Source organism: Leptolyngbya sp. GB1-A1 (assembly GCF_039962475.1).
GTDB lineage: Bacteria > Cyanobacteriota > Cyanobacteriia > Elainellales > Elainellaceae > Leptolyngbya_A.
In genome coordinates, this window is the sequence record NZ_JAMPLI010000099.1 from 1 (window position 1) to 8,359 (window position 8,359).

Annotated in this window: 10 protein-coding genes; 8 read left to right on the top strand and 2 right to left on the bottom strand. The window is 46.3% G+C overall.

Annotated elements, in window-relative coordinates; all coding sequences use genetic code 11:
• Positions 1-165: 165 nt before the first annotated feature.
• Together NDI45_RS30220 and NDI45_RS30225 are read right to left on the bottom strand one after the other, a co-directional pair.
• The gene (locus NDI45_RS30220) at positions 166-1,278 is read right to left on the bottom strand and encodes a transposase (RefSeq protein WP_348250000.1); all 1,113 of its coding nucleotides are present in this window, start codon (positions 1,276-1,278) and stop codon (positions 166-168) included.
• 159 nt (positions 1,279-1,437) lie between these two features.
• Positions 1,438-1,908: a hypothetical protein gene (locus NDI45_RS30225; protein WP_348250001.1), complete on the bottom strand. Its 471-nt coding sequence runs from the start codon at positions 1,906-1,908 to the stop codon at positions 1,438-1,440.
• A 944-nt stretch (positions 1,909-2,852) separates the two neighbouring features.
• On the opposite strand from NDI45_RS30225, the gene NDI45_RS30230 reads away from it, so the two are divergent.
• The 8 genes from NDI45_RS30230 (at position 2,853) to NDI45_RS30265 (ending at position 8,249) form a co-directional block, all read left to right on the top strand.
• On the top strand, positions 2,853-3,092 hold the full coding sequence (locus NDI45_RS30230) for a hypothetical protein (RefSeq protein ID WP_348250002.1): 240 nt from the start codon (positions 2,853-2,855) through the stop codon (positions 3,090-3,092).
• A gap of 97 nt (positions 3,093-3,189) precedes the next feature.
• Positions 3,190-4,575: a HAMP domain-containing sensor histidine kinase gene (locus tag NDI45_RS30235; protein WP_348250003.1), complete on the top strand. Its 1,386-nt coding sequence runs from the start codon at positions 3,190-3,192 to the stop codon at positions 4,573-4,575.
• Between the two features lie 102 nt (positions 4,576-4,677).
• A complete protein-coding gene (locus NDI45_RS30240; RefSeq protein WP_348250004.1) occupies positions 4,678-5,736 on the top strand; it encodes an alpha/beta fold hydrolase in 1,059 nt (352 codons plus the stop codon).
• Positions 5,737-5,817: 81 nt separating this feature from the next.
• Positions 5,818-6,165 carry a hypothetical protein gene (locus NDI45_RS30245; RefSeq protein ID WP_348250005.1) on the top strand — a complete coding sequence of 116 codons (348 nt, stop codon included), beginning with the start codon at positions 5,818-5,820 and terminating at the stop codon, positions 6,163-6,165.
• A gap of 161 nt (positions 6,166-6,326) precedes the next feature.
• Positions 6,327-6,515, top strand: coding sequence for a hypothetical protein (locus NDI45_RS30250; protein WP_348250006.1), 189 nt, complete (start codon positions 6,327-6,329; stop codon positions 6,513-6,515).
• A 19-nt stretch (positions 6,516-6,534) separates the two neighbouring features.
• A complete protein-coding gene (locus NDI45_RS30255; RefSeq protein ID WP_348250007.1) occupies positions 6,535-7,023 on the top strand; it encodes a hypothetical protein in 489 nt (162 codons plus the stop codon).
• Between the two features lie 360 nt (positions 7,024-7,383).
• Positions 7,384-8,058 carry a response regulator transcription factor gene (locus NDI45_RS30260; protein ID WP_348250008.1) on the top strand — a complete coding sequence of 225 codons (675 nt, stop codon included), beginning with the start codon at positions 7,384-7,386 and terminating at the stop codon, positions 8,056-8,058.
• Positions 8,059-8,066: 8 nt separating this feature from the next.
• Positions 8,067-8,249, top strand: coding sequence for a hypothetical protein (locus tag NDI45_RS30265; protein ID WP_348250009.1), 183 nt, complete (start codon positions 8,067-8,069; stop codon positions 8,247-8,249).
• Positions 8,250-8,359: the final 110 nt, after the last annotated feature.

Here is an 8,359-nt window from a genome sequence, read left to right on the forward strand (position 1 = left end):
AAAGCCAGGGTCAATTGGAGATTTTCCAGTGCAGGTGCGCGCATTCGGTTAGGGCATCTCTATCCTAAATTAAAGCATGCTAACTAGGCAAAGTTTATTTGGTGAACTACTAGAGCGTCTTACACTTAAATCCGCCTACTCACATCTTGCATCAGAACAAATGCTCTAAGTTTTGACTTCCACCAACTGCAGATCTAATCCAAGGGATTGGAAAAGTGGGCGAGCCTGCTCCAGGTAGACAAGAAGTAGACAGATCACGACTTCAGGCAGGAGGAGTTTCATGGCTAAAGTGGCTGATGCTCCCCAATCAGGCAGAGTGGATGAGCCGGCGGACAAATAGACCCAGTGCGCGAGCACAAAAGTGACCAGACAAAGGACAAACCAGCGATAAACGCCCTTGAGCGTTTGCTGACCAAATCGATGTAACCCGAAGCGGTGTTTGGCAGTCTTAAAGAAGCCTTCAATGCTCCATCGCTTGCGTCCCCACCAGAGGATGGTGCTGGCTTTGAGCGGACGAGTCGATAAGACGAAGCGTTTCTCCCACTGACCCTCGCGTTTGAGGTAAAGCCAGGAAATCGTTACGGGAAAGTCCAAGCCCTCTAAGCGCACCTGTTGTCCTTTTGTGACCAAGTTGCACACAGAGCGACCATCCGAGAGTTTGCGGTCACAGCGCACTCCGGCAATCACCGGATAACGTCGCTTTCGCATGGCTTTAAGGAATTCCACACTCCCAAAGGCGGTGTCTGCGAGGACGACGACTCGATAGGCTTGGACTAAGGTGGAAGGGAGCGTATCAATCAGACGCACCGCAAGTTGAGCGGCACTAGGCGCGCCTTTGCCTCGCCAAACCCGAAATCCCCAGAGCACTCGAAAACTGCCCACGACCAAGTACAGCACTACTAGATGTAACCCTCGCTTCCCTTGCAGGACCAAGATCAAATCGGCGAAAGCTTTGAATTTGCCGCATTTCTCCAGCGTGGTCAGGTCAACAATGACCCTCAGCCAGGGTCTTCGTCCTCGGTGACGAGTTCTAAGCAGTTCCTGGACAATTTGCTGACGCACAGAGCGAATCACACCTCGCGTAGACCAATCGTAGTGATTCAAAAACTGGCTCAAAGCCGCCGCAGATTTAATGGCACTGTGTTCGGGCAAAGGATGTCCCTGCGCTTCCAGAAATAGTCCCAGTAAGGCTTGCAGGCTATCGCGTTGGTAAGCCGTCGGCATCAGACCGAGCAGGGTGTAAACTATCGCTTGGGCGTGTACAAGAATAGATTCCACTGTTCTTGAAAACCTTATTGCATCACGCCCTTTTCTCGCATGGATTGGCTCCTTGGCAAAGCCATTCATTTGTACTGCTGCAAGATGTGAGCATACTAACAAGCATTTCTAGCTGAAACTTCTACTTTTCCCAGTTTCTCAGCTTTTTAGCAACAATGATTAATCATCGTCAAAATCAAAATTAGAATCATTGTTCGATGTTCTTAGGTTCAACTGATACTCAACCTCGTTCTCGCTGCGCCCTGTAATCCGGATTGAGTAAGTTCCAGGATTCAGGCGAATTCTAAACTCATCATCGTCTTCAGGTCTGATTCGACTAGTAGAATCCAATACGTCACCGTCTGCATCAAACAGCCTTGCCTGAACGCGCTTCTTGGTACCAAATAGGTCGAAAAATTCTAAATTCTCCCTATTCTCTAAGTTGACACTCAAGTTTGTTCGTTGGCGAAGACGAAATACATAAGTATTTGCCTCATCTTTAGTTACTTCATCAGTGAGGCTAGCTCGGCCCCTAAATGTACCCAGATTCTCGCGAAATCGAGTTTCACCTCCGAGTTGCAATGCTGAATCATTGTTGGTCAAACTGCTCAGCGATCGAATTGAGTAATCGTTTAAAGTGCGTTCCTTCATAGTCCCTTTGCTCCCTAATTAGTACAAATTGTTTAAACTAAGATACACAAAAACATCAAGCTAGAAAGACTTTTGTTCTCGCTTCAATCTGTATTTCGATTGCTTCAGTATCAATGATTGCCTGCCTTAAAACATCATCCAGTCGGTCAATTCTTTCAGCAGATTTAAGAACGTCCATAAAATGCCTACAATGGGAATACGGTGGTTCATCGAGTTTTGATGATAGAACGTTACCTCGAAATTGTCAGAACTGTGTACTCACATCACTACTTTCTTTGTTGCGATAGACTTTTTCCTTCCTTTTCCTCGACTAGACGGCTTGAAATGGCTCCTGCAATTCATCCACTCGTTCAATAAAGCGTTTTCTTTACTTTGATAGAGACACAAACCCTGCCATTCTTGTTCTCAGTTGCAAACTGCTGCACTTTATCAAATGCTTGGCAAAATCATCCCTTACTCCCAAACAGCCTAAACCTAGAGTTGTATAGTAACGCTGTTTAATTTTTTGACAACTCTGTTCAATCGGATTTTCTAAATAGCTTCTCACTGCATGCTCAATGTCTGCACCTAAGGTTCCTGCGATCGCTTTAGTGTACAGCGGGCCCATCAGTAGCAATCTTTTCGGGCATTGTTTGAGCCATGTTACGGGCTTGAGCAAAGAACGCTTTGGTAATTGCCATGGAAGTAGTGTCACAAAGTTGTTTCTGGGTTGTCATTTGAGTTCTCATTGCAATGTTATCAGTGGATGCGAACACTTTGTTCAAGTTACGTTCATGAGTGAAGTTTAGAATTTTACTCCTAACATGACCTCCTCTGATTTGTCTCAGTTGATCGGCTCATCCGATCGGGTGAATCGATCGATAAAGGAATCCCTGCGATCGTAGGAGGCATCAGTTCCCTTCAATCCGTGAAGCTAATTCTAGATTCACATTGGAGGTGAACCTATGAAGACGCTCACAGCTCCTACACCGAAGCTGACTCAACTGACCAAGTGCATCTTGTCTGAAACTGCCTTTGAGTCTTCTCTCTCAGTTCATTTGTTGGGTACTTTGGGTTACAAGCCGGTGGGTGTTCTGGAGATATTGCGATCGCCCTATTTGATCAAGCTTAGGTGGCTCAAAAATTGCTGTCGAGCCTACGAGATTAGCCAATTCCAAAAAGACTGTGGCATTCCTACGCGATGAAACAGGTCAGGTTATAGCTTCAGTTAAAGATCTCGTGCCTATTCTCGCTTTACTCCTTAGATATAGAGATAGAAAGATAGAGATGAAAGACTTGGTTATGCGTACACTCAAACGATGGATTTCTACAGTCAAACCTATTTCTACCTCATCTGAGTTTTTGGCATGGCGACAGCAATTTTTACCGGGGCGGCTGCAGCTACTTGCCTGGGTTGTCTTGATCATTCTCATCCTAGTGACGATGTTACATCTCACTGTCACCATTCCCAGCCTAAATGCATCTGGAGATCCAAAGGTTGCATTTAGTGCCGATCGCCTAAGAGCCTACCTGGCTAATACCATCAGCCAAATCCTGAGTGTCTTTGTTGGTGTATTGATCACACGATCACGATGGATTCGACAAAGCCCTGAACGAGTCTTTCTACTGTTTAATGCGCTGGTGCTTCTGCCGATGCAAGTGGTCGCAGCATTTCGGGGAGAGGTTAGCTTTGATAGCGAAATTTGGTTAATTTACTTTGCAATTCAAGCCATTCTAGTTCCTGTTTATTGGCAGTTGCATCTTCTGTCACAAGTTGTAGCAATCGGCTACTTCGTCACAGCATTTTCCTTTGGTTGGCGTGATCCCAATGTGGTTGTTCCGGCTGTCTATCTGTTGTTCGGAGTGTACACCATTTTTATTTGTGCGGTTGCTAATACAGGAGTGTTTTTGTATGAGCGATCGTGCAAGCGGGAACTAGAGTTACGACAACAGTTACGAGTGTTCATTCATGCGGTTTCTCATGATTTACGCAATCCTATCCTGGGAATGACGATGACGCTAAAGAGTTTTGTGAAACCATCGGGTGAATCATCTGCTATTCCCCAGGAGCTGTTAGTGCAACTAGTTGCAAGTGGCGATCGCCAGGTTGAATTGATTAACTCGCTTCTAGAAGCCCATGCGACAGAAGTACAGGGTCTTGCTCTGCATCGTCAGCCTATCCAACTTGCCGAGTTAGTGAATACTACCGTCAATGATTTTCAACCCTTCTTTCAACAGCTAAAAACATCTGTCTATCAAACCATTTCACCCAATCTACCGCCTATCAATGCCGATTCACTGCAACTTCGACGGGTGTATGAAAATCTAATTTCTAATGCATTGAAGTATAACCGCCCCAGCTTGCAGTTAACGTTTGCGGCAGAGGTTGTTGACAGTGAAAAATTAGGAAAATGGGGAAATAGGCAGAGCGCAAGCAGGCTACAGCACTCACCACTACACTGGCTGCATTGCATTGTGACAGATAACGGAGTTGGTATGACGCTGCAGCAAAGCAAGCACTTGTTTGATCTCTACAGCCGCGGACGTGATCAACGACGATCGCTCAGCCTGGGATTAGGGCTCTATATGTGTCGGCAAATTATCGCAGCACATGGCGGCGAAATTGGAGTGATTAGTAGTCCAGATCAGGGTGCAACGTTCTGGTTTACCTTGCCGATTCAAACCTGATTCTCGTCGTTCAATTATTTTTTTCAAAAAGCGATGCCTACTCACACAGCAAGAACTCGTCATGTTATGAAGTGGACTTGGATAACTACCTTCACGCTCACGATGCTTTTTACGATTGGTATGGCCGCATTTGCTAAAACTCGTCCTCAAGACCCTCAACCCCCTTTTCCTTACCAAAGTGTTGAAGTTAGTTACAAAAACTCAAAAGCTCAAGGTGTTCGTTTAGGTGGGACGTTTGTGATTCCAGCAGGGCAACCGCCGTTTCCGACGGTCTTGTTGATCACAGGATCCGGGTTGCAAGATCGGGATGAGACCATTTTCAATCACCGTCCGTTTGCGGTAATTGCTGATTATCTAGCTCGCCGAGGTATTGCTAGTTTACGGGTTGACGATCGGAGTGTTGGCAAATCGACAGGCGATGTTGAGAATGCAACAACAGTGGATTTTGCAACAGATGTTGAAGCAGGGATCGCCTTTCTGAAAACTCGTGCTGAAGTCGCATCTAAAGGAATTGGGCTCATTGGTCACAGCGAAGGAGGGATCATCGCCCCAATGGTGGCGGCAAAACCAGAGAATGACGTTGCGTTCATTATTCTACTGGCTGGCACTGGGGTTCCCGGCGATCGCATCCTGCTAGAACAGCAAATCGCCGCTGCAAAAGCAAATGGAGCCGCCTCTCAAACAATAGAAACACAGCGCCAGCTAATGGAAACAATTCTGCCGATGATCAGAACTAGCAACGAGTCTAGGGATGCTCTCACGAATCGCCTGGTTGTAACCGCGAAGACAATTGACCCTACGGTATCAGAGGAAGAGATACGGAATAGAATGCATCGCCTGACATCTCCGTGGATGCGATTTTTTGTGAGCTACGACCCTGCTCCGACTTTAGCCAAGGTAAAATGTCCAGTGCTTGCTCTGAATGGAGCTAAGGATGTTCAGATCACTTCTCAACTTAATTTGACAGCCATTGGACAAGCCTTAAGGCAGTCAGGAAATCAGAATTTCAAAACGTTGGAGCTTGCTGGACTTAACCATTTATTTCAAACTGCTCGAACAGGCTCACCAAGTGAATACGAAGAAATAGAGGAAACGTTTTCACCAACTGTTCTCAAACTAATTGCTAATTGGATTGAGCAAAATCTCAAGAGAAGTTGGTAACAAACATACTTTAAGGATGCTTGTCATTATGCCGTTGAGAAGCACCTTTATATTCTGGAACTGATTCTAATGGAGTTAATTATGGTTTCGCGACAATTTTTACGCCTTTCTGGGTTTACCAGAGTAGATCGAATTCAGATGACTGATTGTGTGAGTGAGGCAATTAACCAAGCAGGAGCCTGGATCACCGACTTTCACCTTTACTCGAACATATTAATCTGCATCAACTTTGAAGTGTCGATCGCCAACTTAGATAAACTTGCTATATCTTTGCAAGCAACCGGGCTACAGCTTAGCCAGGAAAGCCTGGAGCAGCTGATGCCTACTGACACAGCCCAAGGACAAGAGGAGCTAGTAGGGACATTGCAAATTACCTTTATACACAATGAACCCGACTTGCTCCGAGATGTGCCTGCGGTTCCGGGGTAGTTGATGTTATCCAACCAAACCTAAATTTTGTTGCAAGGAGTATATATGAAACGGAAACAATCGCATCACAAACCAGTGAGATCTGAAGGTAGATATGCGGCACTGAGGCTTACAACCAAACCGAATACATTCGTTCAGCGCTACCTTAACTCGTCATTTGTATGGCTCTCTCTCATGCTCCTATGGGCTGTCACGGATGTGCTCCACGCCACAATTCCTTCGGGGGGTCGTCCCATAGAGCCGGATACGTGGATTACACACCTCGTGTTCACATTGGTGGGTTTAGCCTCGATCTGGTGCATGCAGCGGAGTGGTTTTTCCGCAGCATGGGACAGCCGCATTTCGGTTAAACAGCGACTGTTGCTTCCTATGTTTGTAGGCGTAGCCTTCGGCACCTGCGCTATTTTGATCGATCAAATAACAGGAGCTACAAGTATTCTGGCAGCCAAGGTGGGGAGTGATTTTAATGTTGGCTTCCCAGGGTCCCTGTTCGTCTATACAGGAGGAGCGATCAAATTAGAGTCTGTGTTCCGCATAATACCCATTCCGATCATTCTTTGGCTTGGATCTTCTGTTTTCCTGAAGGGTCGTGCGCAAAACAAAATCTTTTGGATCTTGGCTGTGCTTACTTCCGCTGTTGAGCCGATTATTCAGGGCATTCCGTTGATGCAGTTGGCAGGCGGCGAGATTGGGGGGCTCTCCTTCGCTGCTTACGCGATTCATGCTTATGCCTTCAACTTCGCTTCAGCAGTCTGTTTCCGATTCTATGGCTTGTTAGGTGCTGTCCTCGTGCGTTTCGGAAATTATATAATTTGGCACATCGGGTTCGGCTTCTATCTCCAGTATTTAACGAGCTAGTCGGCATCTACCCACTCGATGGGGAACTTAGTTGAATGGAAATAGGCGACGGTGCAAAATTAAGCACCTGCATATTTAGGGCACTTGCAGCGTCGCTGCAACAAGATTGAAAGATAGCAAGGCTGAAACGAAGTGCCACGCGCTCTCTAAAACGCTTGACTGAGCATGAGTATGTTGAGCTGCTTCCAGCTTCAACCGATAGTCGGGCAAAGTTGATTGGGCTAACCTCTCAAGCAATCAAGGTTCAACGAACGACAATTCAAATCAGCCGACAAGTAAAATAGGATGGGATAATTTCTGTAAATCTGAAAACTGTTGTAATTGCATCAAAAACGACAGGTTGGCAAGGAAAGAATTGTAATGAGCGAGCAACCCAATCCACAGCGAATTCAGATTTTGATTGTTGAAGACGACCCGATGATGAGGATTGGCTTAAAACACTTGCTCTGTGCCCAACCTCAGCTTGAAGTTGTTGGCATGGCTGAGGATGGCTATTTAGGGGTCGAAGCTGCAACTGCTCTCCAACCGGATGTGGTGGTAATAGATGTGGGAATGCCTCACCTTGATGGCATTGTTGCAACGCAACAGATTAAACAAACACTGACAGAGGTTAAAGTCATTATCCTTACGTCTCATACCGATCAAACGGAAGTGATCGCAGCCCTTTCTAGCGGTGCTGATGGTTACTGTGTCAAAGGCACAAGTGTAGAGCAGTTAGTTAAAGCGATCGAGGTCGTCCATCAGGGCGCAACTTACCTCGATGCTCAGGTGGCGCAACTAGTGATCAAGCAGCTTAAATCGCCTGTTTCCATCTCAACACCAACTGCGACCATTGCATCTGGAACCTTATCTGAACGAGAATTAGAGGTACTGTGGCTAATTGTGGATGGTTACAGCAATCCGAACATTGCCAAGGCTTTATATCTGAGTGAACACACAGTAAAAACCTATGTGCGCAGAATTTTGAATAAACTATTGGTCAACGATCGCGTTCAGGCAGCCGTTGTCGCGTTGCGTTCAGGCTTGCTTGGATGATCATCGGTATGATCCAGAGTCAGAGCGTGCATCTCAATGGGTTCGACGTGTATGTCAAAAGCCGCGCGCAAGTTGCTCAGTCGCACCGAAGACGGTTTCGTCACTGGTTGTCGAACCGACGGATTGATCTCGTTGCGGCTCATCATGTTCTGATCAAGCAAGCCTTGTCCGAGTGGAGCAGTGAACAGTAGACTTCATCGGAAATAAGGAGAAGAAGTTGAACAGAAGGGACATTTTCCCTCCTCGCTATTGTTGTTAGGCAACGGCTTGCTGACGTTGGCTCAATCGAAAGTTGTGCAGC

What these genes read in the sequence shown, in the direction of transcription:
- NDI45_RS30225 (WP_348250001.1), bottom strand. Translation starts at nt 1,908, where the DNA reads ATGAAGGAACGCACTTTAAACGATTACTCAATTCGATCGCTGAGCAGT.
- NDI45_RS30230 (WP_348250002.1), top strand. Translation starts at nt 2,853, where the DNA reads ATGAAGACGCTCACAGCTCCTACACCGAAGCTGACTCAACTGACCAAG.
- NDI45_RS30235 (WP_348250003.1), top strand. Translation starts at nt 3,190, where the DNA reads ATGCGTACACTCAAACGATGGATTTCTACAGTCAAACCTATTTCTACC.
- NDI45_RS30240 (WP_348250004.1), top strand. Translation starts at nt 4,678, where the DNA reads ATGCTTTTTACGATTGGTATGGCCGCATTTGCTAAAACTCGTCCTCAA.
- NDI45_RS30245 (WP_348250005.1), top strand. Translation starts at nt 5,818, where the DNA reads ATGGTTTCGCGACAATTTTTACGCCTTTCTGGGTTTACCAGAGTAGAT.
- NDI45_RS30250 (WP_348250006.1), top strand. Translation starts at nt 6,327, where the DNA reads ATGGCTCTCTCTCATGCTCCTATGGGCTGTCACGGATGTGCTCCACGC.
- NDI45_RS30255 (WP_348250007.1), top strand. Translation starts at nt 6,535, where the DNA reads ATGTTTGTAGGCGTAGCCTTCGGCACCTGCGCTATTTTGATCGATCAA.
- NDI45_RS30260 (WP_348250008.1), top strand. Translation starts at nt 7,384, where the DNA reads ATGAGCGAGCAACCCAATCCACAGCGAATTCAGATTTTGATTGTTGAA.
- NDI45_RS30265 (WP_348250009.1), top strand. Translation starts at nt 8,067, where the DNA reads ATGATCCAGAGTCAGAGCGTGCATCTCAATGGGTTCGACGTGTATGTC.